Here is a 17,796-nt window from a genome sequence, read left to right on the forward strand (position 1 = left end):
CAGAATAGAAGAAGGCTTCCATGTCATCATCAATAGGGACAGCAGATATATATACGGCCTCTGGCCGACGCGAACGTGCCGGCCTGATCTCTCAGTATCTGCCGATGGTTCGTCGACAGGCTCTGGCTTTGCAGGTACGCCTGCCTGCCAGCGTCGAGGTCGACGATCTGATCCAAGCCGGCATTGTGGGACTGATCGATGCCTATGACCGTTTCGATGCGACACAGGGGGCATCCTTTTCTACCTACGCAAGCCAACGCGTACATGGTGCGATGATCGACGAACTGCGCAGCCGCGACTGGCTACCCCGCAGTGTTCGCCGCTCCTATCGCCGTGTCGAACAGGCCATGCGCTCGCTGGAACAGATTCTGGGTCGCTCCCCCTCTGAACGTGAGGTGGCAGATCATCTGGAAATGTCGATCAACGAGTACCGTAAGTTGATGGGCGATGCCAACGACGGGCTATTCAGTTCTTATCAGGAAGAAAGTGACGATGAGACACTGGCCAGTGCGATTGATCCGGACCTGTCGCCATACGATACCCCGGAGCAGGCCGCTACAGAGTCCGCGACAAAACAGCGTTTAATGGAAATGATCGGTCAACTGCCTGAGCGAGAACAGATGCTGCTGGCGCTTTACTACCAGGAAGAGCTCAACCTTAAGGAAATCGGAGCGGTCATGGGAATCAGTGAATCCCGTGTCAGTCAGCTTCATTCCCAGGCCGTTGCCCGCCTGCGCGTAAAGCTGAGCTGGTAACCGTTTCTCTTTCGTGACGTCGGTTCAGCGGGCCATAGGCCTGTTGGCCGAGTGCAGTTGCAGGATGATGCCTCCATGGCTACGGCCAACCACCAAAAGGTGGACATGTCTCTCGTAGAGTGTCTGCCTTTTCTCCGTTCCTTTTCTGGATAGCGACGATTCCCCTCGCCCAACCGGTTCCCCCGCCGCTTCTATCCATGAAGAGCACCTTGCACGGCGGAAGGGAACGATCCCTTTTCAACTAGCTCGGCACCTTGGCTGCCATCCCACACCGCAGCGATACTCCCACCCACCATACGGTTTGCCGTTCCCCACTGACATTGTCAGATAAAGCACCAGCATGACGATGACCAACTCACTCGCGTACTAACGGTATGTTCGATCCCGCAAGTCGTGGCATCAGGCCTCTTCCTTTCAAGTGACAAAACTCGTCTCGCCGCCTGAAATATTCAGCGCATGCCCGTATTATCTTAGAGCGTATTTCATACCCCCAATACCCATGTCATTGAGGAGAATTCAAACCAAAAATTTGCGACAAAAGCCGTCTATTTTAGAAAGGGGAAAGGTAATCACTCAGATTATGCAACAGTCTCTTAAAGAGTTTTCCAATATCATATTGGTCCATATCACCTCAAGACCATAATGTATCTAACAGCCTTTTCGCACAATATAACCGCAGACAAATCATGACACTCAAAATATAATAAGCATAGCAATAATGGTATTGCACTGTTCAACTATAATTATATCGCTTATGGTGCTATAACCATCGACACATGAATATAACCATCGTCCTTAATTATCTTATTATACATCACCGATGAGCGTACTGGATGACAGCGAGCAACCGCTGTTGTAGCCATCGCGCCCGGTGGTATCTGAACATTTGGCTCTTACCCCCTCTGTTACCCTATGCGGGCATTTTCCTTTCGCTACGGAACACGCTGTTTTTATTTAATCCATCTAGAAAAAGTAAAGCCTCATTGAATAACCTGCGGCATATATGCACAGCACTTGATTCATATCACGCTCACAATTGACGTTACGCACTAAATATCATAGCTATGAATATCGTGCTGTGAATCAAGTGATTTCTTTAAGGATAAGAGAGATTTCTACAATGCCGGAAGTTTCCGTTTATATACGCAATTACATTGTATCGAGGAGCAAAAGGTGAACAAGCATCATGCGCTGTGCTGGATAGGCTTTGCAGGATTTATTTCGGCCGCTGACAACTGGGTGGCCTCACTGCTACTGCCCGATATCGCTTCGACCTTCGATACGACCGTTGCCCGCTCGAGCGCCGTACTTACCGCCTATCTTCTGCCTTACGGCATCATGCAGCCGCTCTATGGCTACTACAGCGATACCTATAAGAGGAAGACCGTGCTGCAGCTCTTAATGCTGCTGCTGTGCATTGCCACTCTGTGCTGCGCACTGGCGGGCAGTCTTGCGTGGCTGACCGCCTTTCGCTTCATGGCCGGTTTCTTCGCCGCGGGTATCATCACCGTGTCGCTAGGCGCACTGGGCGAACTTTATACTCCTCAGATGCTGACCAACGTTATTGGCCTGTTCTTCGGCAGCGTTTTTTTGGGTCAGGGACTGAGCGCCGGCTTGGGCGGCTGGCTTCTTGAGCTAGGGGGATGGCGCAGTATCTTTGCTATTTTCTCGGTACTGTCGCTGATCTCGTGCGGCCTGCTGTTCTTGCTTCCTTCTGCGGCCGAGTCGTCAACGCGTTCGTCACTGCGTGGCGCACTCTGTGCCTTGCTGAATAACAGACGCCTGCTTGCACTCTATGCGCTAGCGGCCTGCAATGGCGCCACAGTGCTGGGCGGCTACTCCTTCATGGGGGCCTACCTTTCAAGCGTATTCGGTCTGCCTCACACTTGGGTCGGCATCGGGCTGATGCTGTTTGGGCTGGTATGCTTCTCGGCTGGGATGGCCAATACAGTGCTGGCCGCTCGCTTCTCTGCTCAGCAGCGCCTGACCGCCGGATTCGTCTGCTCGCTGTGTGCTTTCGGCTGCCTGATCGCGCAGAACTGCCTGCTGGCCTATCTAGCGGTTCTGCTGCTGGGCACCGCCTATGTACTCATTCAGTCCGTACTGGCCAGCACTGCGTTGACACGGGCACCACTCTACAAAGGGCTGTCATCGGGGTTGGTTGGCGTCGGCGTCTTCGGCGGAGGCGGCTTGGGCACTTGGATCGGCAGCCTACTGCTGAAGCAGACAGGCTATGTTGGGCTATTCAGCGGCTTCGCCGCCCTGACGCTGGTCATCGTGGCATTCGTCTGCCGGTATGCTCGCCGCATCCTCGACTGAAAACAGTAAACGACGACACACCGTGCACACCGATTCAATCACACCTGATCACGCGCGGTATTTCTCTACTCAATGTACGCCTGCGATATAAATAACGGCGAAACGACGGGCGGCACCGCCTAATACACGGCACTGCCCGTCGTGCTTTTCCCTTATACGAATAAGGCTCTGCATCGTCACACCTACGGACTAATGCCTGCGGTACTTTACGCTAGCCGTGAACATTGTCATTCTCCCTGCATTAGCGCTGCTCGGATTCCTTATAGATCCCGCCGATCACAGCCCGTAGGGCCCATCAACCCCCTTCCTATCGCTCGAACCTGATGATCGTTCACTTACCTACTGGCGGTATTGCGATTGCACTCACGACATACGCCGTCAATCCTCTGCTCTACCCAAGCACCCAGCCCGATGGCCTTCTGCATGCAGATAGCCGCCGTTCATTGAACCGTCGTCAGCAGCGACCTGGCCGAGCCATGGAAAGCGTTATACGGTAGAATTCATGAAACCATTGTTATAACTAAGAGCATGTTTCATAAACTCAATCCCCATATCATTGAAGGGACTTCAAACCCCAAAATTGCGGTAGACACCTTTTATTATGGAAAGGGCAAAAGCAATCACTCAGGTTATGAAACAGCCTCTAAATAAAATCATTATGAAGGGATAATATGCGCGTCATCCGATTCTGCCTGTGGAGTGCCTTTATCGGCATGTCGTTATCTGCCGAAGCGACGTCCTTGGAACATACTGTGCGCCAGCCAATGAACCTGACCACCAGCGTTGTCCCAGCATCGCTCAACGGCCAACCTCATACAGAATTTGCGGAGGTCGTGACCGCCATCATGGAAGAGAACGGCTCGCCATGGTCGCGCGATTGGCAACCTCATCTGCCGCTGATCTGGCAAGCTCCCACCACACCCTCTGACGCACAGCCCAGAGAGATACGCACGGGCTATTTCCGCATGGACATAGCGGGCAAGACCGCGACTCTGCGTGACGATATCCACCAAGAGCTGGGCTGGCAGCTAGCCTTGATGACAGATAGCACCACCACCGATGTACCTGGGTGGATCCGGCTTCGGGCTGACGGGTGCTATGGTGATGCTGACACTAACTGCGCCTTCGACCCGCTACCGTCGCTGGACAGAAAAGGCATCCGCCATCATTTGATCTGTGCCGCCGCCCCCGACTATGACGGCGGAACACTGTCCTATCTGCTTCAGTCCGATCATCATGCCGATGTGCTGATGACCATCAGCAGCGATATTGTCAACAATGGCATAAGCCATACACTGACCTTCAGTCGCCGCCGCATGGACATGCCGTGTGGCCCATCGGCCGAGGAAGGCTCGGAACTATCGCTTGATGATGGTGACGATATAGAAAGCAGCAACCATGCCACGAAGCCTTACGCCGTCGTCGCCAAACGCGCGTTCCAGAACATCACACCGCAGCGCATGCCGGCAACACAGCGCTGCCAGATCGACCTGTACGTCGACCATGACGGCTCGTTTGCGACAGCACTGGCCCAGCGTGAAGATGACAACGCTGAGCTGTGTGGCCGCGGCATTGACGCACTGCGGGCCGCTCGCTACCCCACCAACCCCTCGGGCAAGATCATCCACCTCAAGACGGTCATTACTCGGCAGTAGAGGCATAGATATATCATGGGGTTGCCGCCGTACGGCGCTGACACCTTATGCAGCAGTGTCTGTCGTAAAGGCGTTATATATAAGAGCATGTTTCATCACCCCAATACCCATGTCATTGAAGGAACTTCACACCCCAAAATTGGGGTAGAAACCTTCCATTGTAGGGAAGGGCAAAATCACTCACTCAGGCTATGAAACGCTCTCTAAGTAACGGGGCCGAGCCTATGTAGTACCCTTCAAACAGCCCCTATAACGCGCATAGCCCCAGCAGTCTTGAGACCGCGGGGGCTATGGGAGATTAGCTGCCGCCAAGGGATCATCCTTGTCTTTGCTCATGGCGTCGAGCATGTTCCCGAACGCCAAGACCTGCCTTTCCATCAAGCGTGTTCGCCCCTAGAAACGCAAGACACCGATATCGCGCTCATCATGCAGGCCCTTCAGGGGGATCACACCTGCATGTTCATGATTTCCTTGTACGACGTCACTACCTTATTGCGCACTTCAACGCCCATCTGCAGCGCCAGACTGCCTTTCTGCATATCGACCATCACATCGTTGAGCTGGACGTTCTTGTCGCCACGGGCATAGGCCTGTCCCTTGGCATCGGCGCTCTTGCGCATGCCGTCGATACGGTCCAGTGAATTCTTAAGGGTATCGGAAAAGCTTAGCCCTTCCTGCGCGTTGCTGATCTGTGCCGCACTGTTTTGTGCAGATCCGATCGTGTTGCCTGCCTGCAGCGATGTCGACTCCAACATCTGCAGTACGTTCTGCATGCCTACGCCTGAAATGGCCATGGCCTCGTCTCCTGTTTCTTCGATCAACTGATGACGGAATGAATGAAACACAACGGCCGGAATCGACCGCCACACGCGGTCTCCGGAGGTCGGGGCAAGCCTAGCATTCTCAAGGTATCGCTAAAGAACGGAATAAAGTTCAAATCACGGCCTATTCAGCCCATCACTGCCTGCGTAAGCACGAATAATAGTCACCATCCGATCTTGCCTTGTGCATATGTACTGATGGCGCACAGGGACAATCAATAAAGAAATACAGACCTCGGAGTGGCATGTCTTTCACCATCGCCGTTTCATTGACGCCAGGAGCAGACGCATGAGCAGCACGACGGCCTCAGCCAGAACTGCTTTGACGCAACGGGCAGAAGAACTGCTCAAGCGTATTCGCCAGATCCCTTACCTATCCTTAGTGATGGCCGTTGCAGCTGCTGCCGCGGTCTTGTTGGTCATCTTGCTGTGGGCTCGAAGCCCCGACTACAAGACCCTGTTCAGCAATCTGTCGGACACAGATGGCAGTGCCATCGTCACTCAACTCGATCAGATGAAGGTGCCTTATCGGTTAGCCGCTAACGGTTCGACCGTCATGATCCCTTCCGGCCAGGTGGATGAAGTTCGCCTTGCGCTGGCAGGTCAAGGCTTGCCCAAGGCCAGTGGCGTCGGGTTCGAGCTGATGGACAAGCAGGCTTTCGGTATCAGTCAGTTCGCCGAACACGTTAACTACCAGCGTGCGCTGGAAGGTGAGCTGGCGCGCTCCATCGAAACGGTTGATGCCGTAGAGAAGGCGCGTGTACATCTGGCCATTCCCGCCCCGTCCGTGTTCGTACGCGACCGCCGCAAACCCAGCGCGTCCATCGTCGTGCACCTGCGTTCAGGCCGCACGCTGGATCAGAGCCAAGTGGCTGCTATCACGCACTTGGTCTCCAGCAGCGTCAGCGAAATGCCCAACGATGCCATCAGCATCGTGGACCAGCGCGGTGAGCTACTGACCAAGAACGGCAACCCCGACAGCATTGATGATGCCCAGTTCAAGTACACCCAGCAGATCGAGCGCGAATATCAGAAGCGCCTCGAATCTATTCTGGGCGCCATGATGGGGCCGGAGAACGTTCGTGCCGTGGTCACCGCCGATGTCGACTTCTCGCGCGCAGAGCACACGCAGGAACTCTACGATCCCAACAGCGATCCGAAACGCACAGCACTGCGCAGCCAGCAGACCAGCGAATCCCGTCAGGTCGGCAGCACAGCCGTTGGCGGCGTTCCGGGCGCGATCAGCAACCAGCCTCCTGGCACGGCTGCTTCTCCGATCAACGCACAGGATCAGCAGACCACCCGCATTGAGCCGCCGAACAGCACGCGTCGCGATCAGACCAGCAACTACGAAGTCAACCGCACGATCCGCCACGTACAGGAACAGCGCGGTACCGTAAAACGCCTGTCCGTCGCCGTTGTCGTCAACTATCGCCCTGCTCCGGCCAAACCGGCTACGGCAGAAGCGCCTGCCGCACCGACCGAACAGAAGGACGGCAACGCAGCTCAGCCTCAGCAGACGGCACCCGCGACAGAAGCGGCACCTGAAGAAGGTCAGCCGATCGCTCTCGACGCCGAGACGATGGACCGCATCAAGCGCGTGGCGCGTGAAACCATGGGCTACTCCGAAGCCCGCGGCGACAGTCTCGAAATCGTCAATGCACCGCTGACGCCGACCGTCGACGAAGACACGACACCGTGGTGGGAAAATCCGCTGCTCGCAGGCTTCCTGAGCAACTATGGCCGCTACATCGTGTACGCCATCATCACTTGGCTGCTGTGGCGCAAACTGGTTCGCCCGCACTGGCTGCGCTACCGCGATCGCCTCGAACAGCAGCGCCGTCTGCAGGAGCTGACCGCTCAGGAAGAAGAAGAGGAAGAGGACGACGATACCGAATTCGAACGCGAAGTCGCCCAGATCAAACGTCAGCAGCATGAGAACCGTATTCGTGACGTTCGTGAACGTGCACGCCAGGATCCAAGCCTGATTGCCATGATTCTGAAAGGATGGATGCATGAAAGCGAAGACAAAAAATAAGTCCATTGACATGACGCCTGGACTTGAGCGCAGCGCCATCCTGATGCTGACGCTCGAAGAAGATACCGTCGTCGAGGTGTTCAAGCACCTCGGCATCAAGGACATGCAGCTGCTGAGCCGTGCCATGGTGCAGATCGGCCAGATCTCGAACGAGAAGGTCGGCGAAGCGCTGCACATGTTCAACGACGAAGTGGATCAGTACAGCGCACTCAGCATCAATTCGTCGGACCATGTGCGCACGATCCTGCTCAAGACCTTGGGCGAAGACCGCGCCAACAGCCTCATGGAAGAGATTTTCGATCCAGAGGAAGAGGAAGAAAGTGGCGTTCAGGCACTCGACAGCATGGAACCGGCCATGGTGGCCGAAATCATCCGCGACGAACATCCGCAGATCATCGCCACCATCATCATCCATCTGTCGCGTGGTCAGGCGGCCGACGTACTGGCGCTGTTCGACAGCGCGCTGCGTAACGACATCTTGCTGCGCATCGCGACCTTCAACAGCGTTCAGCCGGCAGCCATGGCAGAACTCAATGAGGTACTGGGCGGCATGCTGAGCGGCAAGCAGATCAAGCGTGGTCGTATCGGCGGTATCCATCCGACGGCCGAGATCCTCAACATGATGAACGGCTCCGACGAAGAGGAAGCCCTCGACGCTCTGCGCAACTACAACGAAGATTTGGCCCAGCAGATCGTCGACGAAATGTTCGTCTTCGCCAACCTGTTGGATATCGACGGCCACTCTATCCAGCGCCTGTTGCAGGACATCGACAGCAATACGCTGGTCATCGCGCTCAAGGGCGCCGCCGACGACCTCAAGGAGCACTTCCTTGGCAATATGTCGTCCCGTGCTGGCGAACTGCTGCGTGAAGAGATGGAAATGCGCGGCCCGATCCGCCTGTCTCAGGTAGAAGCCGAGCAGAAGAAAATCGTCGATCTGGCCCGTCGTCTTGCAGACAACGGCGAGATCGTGATCAGCAAAGGCGAAGAAGCGTATGTCTGAATCTGCTCGCATACTCGCCCAGCATGCTCAGAAAGACAGCCTGACAACGTCATGGCATCGCTGGGACATGAAACCCCTCGATCTAGCCGAAGACGAAAAGGAACGGCATTCACGGACAAACCGCGCCAGCAACAATGGCGCGGCTTCCGATACGCCGCCTGATCAGACACCCGCCCCGGAGACACTGGCCGACCGCATTCCCGATCCCAATGAGGAACGGGCCATTGATATGCGCCGCCAGCTGTTCGAGATCGCCAAGAAGGAAGCCGAAGACCGCGCCTGGAAGGCCGCTTACGAAGCGGGCTATCAGGCGGGCTTCGACAGCGGTGAACAGGACGCTCGCTCTCGCGCTGAAGCGGCGCTCGACGCACGCCTGGCCGGCCATATCGAGCATATCGAGGTGCTGATCCGTCAGTTCCGCCATGCCCTGCACGACTACAGCCAGCGCCAGACGCAGGCCGTCACCGAGCTGGCACTGGAAACCGGACGCCAACTGGCCGGTGAAGCGCTCACTCTTCGCCCCGAGCAGATCGTCGCGGATGTCGACGCGATGCTGGAGGAAGAAGGCCACACCGCCGATGTACTGCGTATCTACCTGCATCCGGACGATTACACGCTAGTGCACGATCACTTGCAGGACACGTTGAAACAGACCGGCTGGCAGCTGCGCAGCGACCATCAACTGGCTCGCGGCGACTGCCGTCTGGAAACCGAACAGCAGACGACGCTGAGCACCCATGCAGAACGCTGGCAACGCCTGATGCACGCCGTTCATCTCAAGGAGGACTGAGTCCATGTCAGTAGCGGATCACCCCTCCTCGACGGCTATCGAGGACGCCGATGCACACGATGCGCTCTGGCAGACGGCCTATCCAGACGATGCGCGCTTCATGCAATCGCTGTTCGAAGAACGACTGACCTCGCTTGCGGCTACCACTTCCGCCGTTCACGCCCTGCCCCGCACGACCACCACAGGTCGCCTGCTGCGCGCGACCGGTCTCGTGCTGGAAGCCGCAGGGCTCAAGCTACCGCTGGGGTCGACCTGTATGGTCGAACTAGCGGACGGCGCGGGTATGGCGGAAACAGAGGTTGTCGGTTTTACGCGCGACACGCTGTATCTGATGCCATATGAAGAAACCGCCGGGCTTGTGCCCGGTGCGCGCGTCTGGACCAACGATTCCTATCACGGTCGACAGAAGGTACTGCCCGTCGGCACCAATATGCTCGGCCGCGTCGTCGATGCCCGCGGAGAACCACTGGACGGCAAAGGCCCGCTGGTCGATGTGCGTCGTGTATCGCTCAACTCCCCCATTCTTAACCCTCTGCAGCGTGCCCCTATCAAACAGGTGCTCGATGTGGGCGTTCGCGCCATCAACGGCATGCTGACCGTCGGCAAAGGCCAGCGGCTTGGTCTGTTCGCGGGCTCCGGTGTTGGTAAGAGCGTACTGCTCGGCATGATGGCCCGCTTCACACAGGCCGATGTCATCGTGGTCGGGCTGATCGGTGAGCGTGGCCGAGAGGTGAAGGATTTCATCGAAGAAGTGCTGGGAACGGAAGGCCTGGAACGCTCAGTCGTAGTTGCAGCACCGGCCGACAACTCACCGCTACTGCGCCTGCAAGGGGCGGCCTATGCGACCCGTTTGGCCGAAGACTACCGCGATCAGGGGTTGGACGTGCTGCTGATTATGGATTCCCTGACCCGCTACGCCATGGCCGTGCGTGAAATCGCGCTGGCCATCGGCGAGCCGCCGGCCACCAAAGGGTACCCACCGTCCGTCTTCGCACGTCTGCCTGCTCTGGTCGAGCGCGCCGGTAATGATGCGCCCGGCAAAGGCACCATGACGGCGTTCTATACGGTACTGACCGAAGGCGATGACCAGCAGGATCCGATCGCCGACTCGGCCCGCGCGATCCTTGATGGCCACTTTGTCCTCAACCGCAGTCTGGCGGAAGCCGGCCACTATCCGGCGATCGACATCGAAGCCTCGATAAGCCGTGCCATGACGGCCCTGATCGACGATCAGCACTTCAGCAATGTGCAGTATATAAAACAACTGATGTCGCGCTATCAGCGTAACCGCGACCTGATCAACGTCGGTGCCTATGCCGCTGGTAGCGACCCGATGCTCGATCAGGCGATCCAGAAATACCCTCAAATAGAGGCGTATCTCAAACAAGGCATCAACGAGCGAGCCGATGTGGCGTCGTCCATTCAGGGACTGGCGACACTGCGCGCTTCGTGATGCGGCGCGACTTGACACTGGGAGAAGATCGACATGGCCAAGGCCACTTCATCACTTGATGTGCTGATCGATCTGGCCGAGGAACGGCTGGATATCGCCAGCCGCACGCTCGGCCACTGCCGCGCCGAACAGCAGCGCTGTGAAACGCAGCTACAGCAGATCGAGCGCTACCTGACACAGTACCGTCAGGGACTCAATCAGTTGGGCATGGCCGGAGCACCGGCCAAACGCTTTGCACAGCAGCAGGCATTCATCGAATCGCTCGACGCGACACGCAAGCAGCAGCTGATCCAGCTGGATGCGGCGTGCCAGCGTGTCGAACGCGCCCTGACCCACTGGCAGGAAGTGAAGCGCGAAACCAATGCCTATGACGTGCTACGCAAGCGGCGCGAACAGGCGGCGCTGGCCCGCGAGAAACGCCTCGATCAGCGCATGATGGATGAGTATGCCAGCCGTGCGCGCAGTGTCATGAGCGGCACCTGATACCTCTTCTGCGTCATGACTACCGGCCGCAAGGCCGGTAGTGCCTTTACTTTATATCCACTGCATTTGCAACAGAGAGCCTTCCATGTCTACCGGTTCGTTTTCCATTACGTCGGTACTGCCTGCTGCATCTACGCCCCCATCGGCGTCCGCCCCGGTATCTGCCGGGGAGTCGAACGGCTTCAGCACGCTGTACCAGAACACCCTGAACGACGCATCGACCACACAAGAACAGGCGTCGACATCAACATCGAACGCACCTGCTGCCTCGGCCACGCACGAAGAAGACCGTGCAAAAGCGATCACGCTGGCCAGCGCCGACAGCAAGACCAACGCACAGCACGCCTCGGCGCAGCGCCGCGATAAACATTTGACGACAGCGGAAACCGAAACGGCCTCGTCTCAGGCCGCACGCCGTCGTTCGACACAGCAGGCGGACACCACCGACGACGAAGCGGCCAATGACATTCTGGCGTCGATGGTCGTCGAGCAGATGATGACGGGCGATACGCAGCAAGCCGTGCAAAGCACGCTGACCGCTCAAACGACGGCCCCGCAGAAAGGGCTAGAGCCAGTGAATGCGGCAGCCACGACTGTCACGTCGACCACCACGCAGGCCACCGATGCCCGCAACGAAGCATTGCAGCAGGCACTGGCCCTTCAGCAGCTGGTCGATCAGAAGCGCAATGATCAGACCAGTGCAGCGGGCAGCGCCGAAGCCCTGAAGGCAGCGGCTCAGAGCACTACCGTTCAGGAAGGCAGTACAGCAGAACGCCGCACGGCTACGCCCTTCTCGCTGGACAATGCCAGTTCATCCGACCGTACGCGTACCCGCACACCGGTCACGACATCACAGAACGCAACGTCCGCGCTCAACCAGAATGCACAGGCAGCGGCGCAACTGGCCAATGACGAACGCGATGTCGATACATCGTCGTCACGCTCGCAGGCGGACTTTGGCCTTCAGAACGCCATCAGCCAGACAACCAGCGGCAACGGTAGCGCTGCCCAAGCAGCCAGTGCCGCCACCACGATGCCATCCATTGATAGCGATCACTGGAATCAGGCACTGGCCTCTCATATTTCGACCATGAGCCGTCTGGACCAAGGGCAGACCACGCTGACACTGGCACCGGCTTCGCTGGGATCACTCGAAGTCAGCCTGCAGATGGATCGCGGCCAAGCCGACATTCAGTTCGTGACCCACTCCCGTCAGGCACATGATGCGCTGACGTCATCGGTCAACGCACTGCACCACGCATTGGCCGACCAAGGCATCCAGCTGCAGAACGTCAGCGTTGTCGAGCACCACCCAGATGCGGGCCAGCAGACGTCCCAGCAGCAGCACGCCTTCAGTGGCATGGCCTCCGACCAGCAGCCGTCGCAGCAGTCGTCTTATCAGACGCACGAACAGGCCGCTGCATCCGACACGGCCGCGCGCGCTACACATGAAGAACCTGCCGATGCCGCCACGGCATCCAGCACGTCAACGAGCACCGCTCAAGGCCTTCGCGCGACGGCCTGAGTCTTGTACGGGCCACCTAGGTAGCCTGGCCGCACGGCCCTTTTTCACCATTGGCCGTGCGGCACTCAACACGCCGCAAAGACGGCGCGCATAAAACGCTGATCTGGCTATATATCGCCGTGCTGTTCAGCTCATACCGAACAGACAAGATTGCCTAGTATTGAACCAACTCTTCAGGGTAGAGAGCACCATGTCCAACGAATCCGTCAACACCACGCCTGCACGTCGCGGCTTCATTTCGACCCTTCTGCTGGCGCTTGTAATCATTATTTTGGCTGCTGGCGCAAGTGTCGGTGGCTGCTGGTACTTCTTCTTTCGGCATGCCACCACTGCACCTCAACAGCATGTCGTCGTCGAACAGCCTTCTGTCGTTCAGGTGAAACCGCCGGTATACACCGAGTTGAAACCGTTCACTGTCAATTTGAACGATACCGAAGGCCGTATGCTGTATGTCGGGTTGTCGCTTCAGGTCAGTGATGACGAAGCTGTCAAGGCGCTGACCCAGCATCTGCCTGAAGTGCGCAATCGCATCCTGATGTTGCTGTCCAGTCAGAAAGCCGACAACCTGAGCACGCCTCAGGACAAGGAACGACTGGCCAATGAGATCCGCGAAGCGCTCATGGCACCCTTCGACACCTCGGCGATCGCCATCAACGTCCGCCAGGTCCTTTTCACCGACTTCATAGTCCAGTGATCCCATGAACGACGACTTGCTTTCGCAGGAGGAGATCGACGCGCTGCTCAATGACGTGAGCGGCGAAGAAAAGTCGAACTCCAACGAGCCTGAACGCTTCAACGGCAAGCTCATTCGTCGGTTCGATCCTTCCACGCAGCAGCGTACGATCCGTACCCGTCTGCAGGACATGGATACGATCAACGAAAGCTTTGCCCGTCGATTACGCCTGACATTGGAAGATCTGCTGCGCCGTGGTGGTGATATTTCCGTCAAGCCGCAGCAGTTGATCCAACTCAAGAAATACAGCGATTTCACTCGCTCGCTGCCGGTGCCTTCCAGCATCAACTTGATCAGCATGGCACCGCTGGTAGGGAATACAGTTATCGTGTTCCCCCCCGAGCTGATCCTGATGACGGTCGACAGCCTGTTCGGCGGTGATGGACGACTGGCGCTGCGTGCGGAAGGACGCGACTTCACGCGTACCGAACAGCGCATTATCAACCGCATCGTCGAGAGCGTACTGGAAACGTACCAAGAAGCGTGGGAAGGGTTCTTCCCGATCACCCCCACGCATCAGCGATCGGAAACACAGGCGCGCTTCGCCAACATCGTCGATACGCCCAGTGAACTGGTCGTCGACTCGATCTTTCGACTGGAGTTCGGCAACTTCGAATGTGATTTCCACATTTGCATGCCCTACTCCATGATCGAACCGATCAGCGGTAGCAATACCAACAATGAAGACGAGCAGGCCCGCCTGAAACGTCTGAGCCAGGAAGTGACCCAGTCCGATGTTGAGCTGGTGGCCCACTTCGTGGACATCGAGACCACTATCGGTCGTCTGATGAATCTCAGGGAAGGCGACATTCTGCCCATCGAACTGCCCACGGACATTTCGGTGGAAGTCGACGGTGTAGCGGTGATGACCAGCGAATACGGCACCATCGAAGACCGTAAGGCATTGCGCGTCAACCATCTTATTGACCACCATGCCCCCGCTGGCGAAGACCTGGCTCACCTTGGCGGCCGCAAGCGCAAGGCGAAGGGCGAACGATTGTCATCGATTGTCGAGAAGGACTCCATTCATGAGTGACGAACAGAACCAAGACGCCCAGGAACAGTCGGAACTCGACGATATCTGGGGTGCTGCCATGGCAGAACAGGGCGCCACTGGCGACGCTTCTGCCGAAGAAGAAACCACGGAAGCTGCGGCCGAATCTGCCGAGCCGTCTGAAGAAGCGGCCCCGACTGCGACGCCCGCCGATGCCGACGTATTCCGTCCGCTGAGCGAAAGCAAAGGCAACGAGCCGTCTTTGAACGCGGCACCGCGTGAGCTGGAAATGGTGATGGAAATTCCCGTCACGCTTTCCGTCGAGCTGGGGCGTACGCGTCTAAGCATCCGCGAGCTGCTGGATCTGGCTAAAGGCTCCATCGTAGAACTTGAGGGTCTGGCCGGTGAACCGATGGACATCATGATCAATGGCTACCTCATCGCTCAAGGTGAAGTTGTCGTGATCGAAGACAGCTACGGTATCCGCGTTTCCGACATTATTACTCCGGCCGAACGCCTGCAGCGCCTCAACAAGCGCTGATGCACCGTCAGGACACTGCGAGCCCATGACTCAGCCATCTGCCGTACCGTCTCAGACGTCGTCCGAGACGCTCACAACGCCTGCCACCTCTGTGGCAGGCGCTGCCGTAGTAGCCCCCAAGGCGAACGGCGCCTTGAATGCCCACACCACCCAACCTTCCCCCGCACTCGACTGGTCGACCTCGACAGCCAGCACGCCAGGGCTGAGCGACACCCTTCACGTCGCCGGGGGACTGGCCATCGTCATCGCCTTTATCTTCGGACTGGGGCTACTGGTGAAACGCGTGTCCTCCGGCTCAATGCGCCGCAGCGGACAGCGGGTGCTGAAGACCATCGACACGCAGGCGGTCGGCAACAAGGAACGCATCGCCGTGATGGAAATCAACGACACCTGGCTGGTCGTCGGCATTTCACCGCAGGGCATCACCGCGCTGCACTCAATGCCGCGCCCCGATGAACCACAAGCGGATGTTGCCGCTACCGATGCGGCACCGCGCACCGGCATGCCCTTCTCGCAGGCACTGCGCGAAGCAGCACGCCAGACCTTCGGTCGCAAGGATACCCGCGGCCGCACCACGACCGATCGTGATGCTCATGATGATAGGAACGATCATGCCTAGCCTTCGTATGCCCCGTCTCCTTTCCTTTGCCGCGGCCCAGCGCAGCGGCCTATGGACGCTGGCCATCGCCGCTGCCCTGCTGCTGGTGATGATCGCCATGCCGGCCCATGCTGCCGGCACCTCGCCTGCCAGCATCGTTAGCCACCCGACCGGCAACGGTGGACAGTCTTGGTCGGTCCCGATTCAGACGCTGGTCATCCTCACCTCGATGACCTTTATCCCCATCGCCCTGCTGATGATGACCTCGTTCACGCGCATCGTGATCGTCTTCAGCCTGCTGCGTACAGCCATGGGGACCAACAGCTCGCCGCCCAACCAAGTGCTGATCGGGCTGTCGCTGTTCTTGACCTTTTTCATCATGTCGCCCGTGTTTTCTCAGGTCTACGATCAAGCCTATGCACCGCTGGCCGCCGACAAGATCACCTTCCAAGAAGCGATCGAACGCGGCGCGGGCCCTGTACGTACCTTTATGCTGCACCAGACCCGCGAATCGGACATTGCCATGCTGGCCCGCATCGCCGACATGCCTGAGTTTCATTCTCCGGATGACGTACCAATGCGTGTTCTGATGCCAGCCTTCGCCCTTAGCGAACTGAAAAGCGCCTTCCAGATCGGCTTCATGATCTTCATTCCGTTTTTGGTCATCGACCTGGTCGTGGCCAGTGTACTGATGGCCTTGGGGATGATGATGGTGCCGCCTACCACCATATCGCTGCCGTTCAAGCTGATGTTGTTCGTGCTGGTCGACGGGTGGAGCCTGCTGGTAGGGTCACTGGCCCAAAGCTTTTATATGTAGATACCGCGGCCGGGTAGACCGAAAGACGATGCTGATGTGAACCGCCTTCGCACCAGCTCACGGCAGAGCACCTTCGCGTGCTCTGCCTTTGCAATAAGGAATTCGTAGCGATGACGCCGGAAACCGTAATACACCTTGGCTACCAAGCCATGAAACTGACCCTGATCGTTTCGGCCCCTATTCTGCTGACGGCTCTGGCCGTGGGTCTACTGGTGAGCCTGTTCCAGGCCGCTACTCAGATCAACGAAATGACGCTGTCGTTTATTCCCAAGATCCTGGCTATCGTGGCCATCATCATCCTGACCGGACCGTGGGTACTGGGCACACTGGGCGATTTCACCCGCAATCTGTTCCACGAAATTCCGCAGATGATCGGGTAAACCAGTCATGATCGAGGTTACTGAAGCACAGCTGTATGGCTGGATCATCATGTACGTCTGGCCGTTCTTTCGACTGGTAGCGATGTTCAGCGTGGCCCCGCTGTTCGGTGAGCGCAGCGTACCGGTCAAGTTCAAAGTCGGGCTGGCAGCCATCCTCGCCATCCTGATTGCCCCCGTGCTTCCTCCTGCGCCCACGGTCGGCCCCACTTCCTTTGCCGGCCTACTGATCATCGTGCAGCAAGTACTGATCGGCCTTGCATTGGGCTTCGTGATGAAGATGGTCTTTCTGGCCATCCAGACCGCAGGGGAAATGATTGGCCTACAGATGGGGCTGTCGTTCGCCTCGTTCTTCAGTCCCGACGTGGGCAGCAGCAACGTGCTGTCCCGCTTTCTGAACGTGACCGCCATCCTGATGTTCTTGAGCTTTAACGTGCATCTGATGGTGCTGGAAATGCTAGTCGAATCGTTCCAGTGGATTCCCATCGGCTCACCGCTGATGAGTAATGGCGGCTGGTGGCAATTAGCGACCTTCGGCGGTTTCCTATTTTCAGCAGGCCTGACGCTGGCCCTGCCGATCATGACCGCGCTGTTAATGATCAACTTGGCTATGGCCGTGCTTAACCGCGTTGCCCCACAGTTTTCCATCTACTCCGTGGGATTTGCCATCACCTTACTGTCAGGATTGGTGCTGATGACCGCCATGCACGCCGGCTTCGGCCCCTTGTTCGCTCGCTTCTTTGAAACGGGGCTGCACACCATGCGCGACGTTTCAATACTGATGGCACCATAGACTTACCAGTACCCACATACGGTACGGTCATGACCCCACACCCCACCGCATAAACGATTTTTCAATGAACAAGGCCCGCCTTCACACCATGAAGCGGGCCT

General features: G+C 57.5%; 17 protein-coding genes. 16 read left to right on the plus strand and 1 reads right to left on the minus strand.

Annotation, left to right across the window (positions count from 1 at the left end):
- Positions 1–47: 47 nt before the first annotated feature.
- The 3 genes from ZBT109_RS07690 to ZBT109_RS07700 all read left to right on the plus strand — a co-directional run bounded on the left by ZBT109_RS07690 (position 48) and on the right by ZBT109_RS07700 (position 4,729).
- Positions 48–755 carry an RNA polymerase sigma factor FliA gene (locus ZBT109_RS07690; RefSeq protein WP_027705529.1) on the plus strand — a complete coding sequence of 236 codons (708 nt, stop codon included), beginning with the start codon at positions 48–50 and terminating at the stop codon, positions 753–755.
- 1,173 nt (positions 756–1,928) lie between these two features.
- Complete coding sequence (locus ZBT109_RS07695) at positions 1,929–3,074, plus strand: MFS transporter (RefSeq protein ID WP_051523943.1); 1,146 nt, start codon at positions 1,929–1,931, stop codon at positions 3,072–3,074.
- A gap of 671 nt (positions 3,075–3,745) precedes the next feature.
- Positions 3,746–4,729 carry a hypothetical protein gene (locus tag ZBT109_RS07700; protein WP_027705527.1) on the plus strand — a complete coding sequence of 328 codons (984 nt, stop codon included), beginning with the start codon at positions 3,746–3,748 and terminating at the stop codon, positions 4,727–4,729.
- A 446-nt stretch (positions 4,730–5,175) separates the two neighbouring features.
- On the opposite strand, the gene fliE is transcribed toward ZBT109_RS07700, so the two are convergent.
- Positions 5,176–5,523, minus strand: a complete 348-nt coding sequence (gene fliE / locus ZBT109_RS07705; protein WP_027705526.1) for a flagellar hook-basal body complex protein FliE — start codon at positions 5,521–5,523, stop codon at positions 5,176–5,178.
- A 316-nt stretch (positions 5,524–5,839) separates the two neighbouring features.
- On the opposite strand from fliE, the gene fliF reads away from it, so the two are divergent.
- The 13 genes from fliF (at position 5,840) to fliR (ending at position 17,695) form a co-directional block, all read left to right on the plus strand.
- Positions 5,840–7,588, plus strand: a complete 1,749-nt coding sequence (gene fliF, locus ZBT109_RS07710) for a flagellar basal-body MS-ring/collar protein FliF (protein ID WP_051523942.1) — start codon at positions 5,840–5,842, stop codon at positions 7,586–7,588.
- On the plus strand, positions 7,566–8,591 hold the full coding sequence (gene fliG, locus ZBT109_RS07715) for a flagellar motor switch protein FliG (protein WP_120185353.1): 1,026 nt from the start codon (positions 7,566–7,568) through the stop codon (positions 8,589–8,591). The genes fliF and fliG overlap by 23 nt, the downstream gene beginning before the upstream one ends.
- Positions 8,584–9,381, plus strand: a complete 798-nt coding sequence (locus tag ZBT109_RS07720; protein WP_051523941.1) for a FliH/SctL family protein — start codon at positions 8,584–8,586, stop codon at positions 9,379–9,381. Before fliG ends, ZBT109_RS07720 begins: the two co-directional genes overlap by 8 nt.
- A gap of 4 nt (positions 9,382–9,385) precedes the next feature.
- Positions 9,386–10,834 carry a flagellar protein export ATPase FliI gene (gene fliI, locus ZBT109_RS07725; protein WP_269460470.1) on the plus strand — a complete coding sequence of 483 codons (1,449 nt, stop codon included), beginning with the start codon at positions 9,386–9,388 and terminating at the stop codon, positions 10,832–10,834.
- 33 nt (positions 10,835–10,867) lie between these two features.
- Entirely contained in the window at positions 10,868–11,317 is a 450-nt protein-coding gene (fliJ, locus tag ZBT109_RS07730; RefSeq protein WP_027705522.1) for a flagellar export protein FliJ, read from the plus strand.
- Positions 11,318–11,402: 85 nt separating this feature from the next.
- On the plus strand, positions 11,403–12,842 hold the full coding sequence (locus tag ZBT109_RS07735) for a flagellar hook-length control protein FliK (protein WP_027705521.1): 1,440 nt from the start codon (positions 11,403–11,405) through the stop codon (positions 12,840–12,842).
- A 190-nt stretch (positions 12,843–13,032) separates the two neighbouring features.
- Complete coding sequence (gene fliL, locus ZBT109_RS07740; protein ID WP_051523940.1) at positions 13,033–13,536, plus strand: flagellar basal body-associated protein FliL; 504 nt, start codon at positions 13,033–13,035, stop codon at positions 13,534–13,536.
- Positions 13,537–13,540: 4 nt separating this feature from the next.
- Positions 13,541–14,611: a flagellar motor switch protein FliM gene (gene fliM / locus ZBT109_RS07745; protein ID WP_084261844.1), complete on the plus strand. Its 1,071-nt coding sequence runs from the start codon at positions 13,541–13,543 to the stop codon at positions 14,609–14,611.
- Positions 14,604–15,110, plus strand: a complete 507-nt coding sequence (gene fliN / locus ZBT109_RS07750; protein ID WP_027705520.1) for a flagellar motor switch protein FliN — start codon at positions 14,604–14,606, stop codon at positions 15,108–15,110. The genes fliM and fliN overlap by 8 nt, the downstream gene beginning before the upstream one ends.
- Before the next feature lie 25 nt (positions 15,111–15,135).
- Positions 15,136–15,729, plus strand: coding sequence for a flagellar biosynthetic protein FliO (gene fliO, locus ZBT109_RS07755; RefSeq protein WP_027705519.1), 594 nt, complete (start codon positions 15,136–15,138; stop codon positions 15,727–15,729).
- On the plus strand, positions 15,722–16,525 hold the full coding sequence (fliP, locus tag ZBT109_RS07760; RefSeq protein WP_408646056.1) for a flagellar type III secretion system pore protein FliP: 804 nt from the start codon (positions 15,722–15,724) through the stop codon (positions 16,523–16,525). The genes fliO and fliP overlap by 8 nt, the downstream gene beginning before the upstream one ends.
- Positions 16,526–16,635: 110 nt before the next feature.
- Positions 16,636–16,905 carry a flagellar biosynthesis protein FliQ gene (gene fliQ, locus ZBT109_RS07765; protein ID WP_027705517.1) on the plus strand — a complete coding sequence of 90 codons (270 nt, stop codon included), beginning with the start codon at positions 16,636–16,638 and terminating at the stop codon, positions 16,903–16,905.
- Positions 16,906–16,912: 7 nt separating this feature from the next.
- The gene (fliR, locus tag ZBT109_RS07770; RefSeq protein WP_027705516.1) at positions 16,913–17,695 is read left to right on the plus strand and encodes a flagellar biosynthetic protein FliR; all 783 of its coding nucleotides are present in this window, start codon (positions 16,913–16,915) and stop codon (positions 17,693–17,695) included.
- Positions 17,696–17,796: the final 101 nt, after the last annotated feature.

This window comes from Zymobacter palmae, assembly GCF_003610015.1.
GTDB classification, from domain to species: domain Bacteria; phylum Pseudomonadota; class Gammaproteobacteria; order Pseudomonadales; family Halomonadaceae; genus Zymobacter; species Zymobacter palmae.

Bases quoted from the DNA above. Each gene is read 5' to 3' on its own strand.
- ZBT109_RS07700 (WP_027705527.1), top strand. From the start codon at position 3,746: ATGCGCGTCATCCGATTCTGCCTGTGGAGTGCCTTTATCGGCATGTCG.
- fliE (WP_027705526.1), bottom strand. From the start codon at position 5,523: ATGGCCATTTCAGGCGTAGGCATGCAGAACGTACTGCAGATGTTGGAG.
- fliF (WP_051523942.1), top strand. From the start codon at position 5,840: ATGAGCAGCACGACGGCCTCAGCCAGAACTGCTTTGACGCAACGGGCA.
- fliG (WP_120185353.1), top strand. From the start codon at position 7,566: ATGAAAGCGAAGACAAAAAATAAGTCCATTGACATGACGCCTGGACTT.
- ZBT109_RS07720 (WP_051523941.1), top strand. From the start codon at position 8,584: ATGTCTGAATCTGCTCGCATACTCGCCCAGCATGCTCAGAAAGACAGC.
- fliI (WP_269460470.1), top strand. From the start codon at position 9,386: ATGTCAGTAGCGGATCACCCCTCCTCGACGGCTATCGAGGACGCCGAT.
- fliJ (WP_027705522.1), top strand. From the start codon at position 10,868: ATGGCCAAGGCCACTTCATCACTTGATGTGCTGATCGATCTGGCCGAG.
- ZBT109_RS07735 (WP_027705521.1), top strand. From the start codon at position 11,403: ATGTCTACCGGTTCGTTTTCCATTACGTCGGTACTGCCTGCTGCATCT.
- fliL (WP_051523940.1), top strand. From the start codon at position 13,033: ATGTCCAACGAATCCGTCAACACCACGCCTGCACGTCGCGGCTTCATT.
- fliM (WP_084261844.1), top strand. From the start codon at position 13,541: ATGAACGACGACTTGCTTTCGCAGGAGGAGATCGACGCGCTGCTCAAT.
- fliN (WP_027705520.1), top strand. From the start codon at position 14,604: ATGAGTGACGAACAGAACCAAGACGCCCAGGAACAGTCGGAACTCGAC.
- fliO (WP_027705519.1), top strand. From the start codon at position 15,136: ATGACTCAGCCATCTGCCGTACCGTCTCAGACGTCGTCCGAGACGCTC.
- fliP (WP_408646056.1), top strand. From the start codon at position 15,722: ATGCCTAGCCTTCGTATGCCCCGTCTCCTTTCCTTTGCCGCGGCCCAG.
- fliQ (WP_027705517.1), top strand. From the start codon at position 16,636: ATGACGCCGGAAACCGTAATACACCTTGGCTACCAAGCCATGAAACTG.
- fliR (WP_027705516.1), top strand. From the start codon at position 16,913: ATGATCGAGGTTACTGAAGCACAGCTGTATGGCTGGATCATCATGTAC.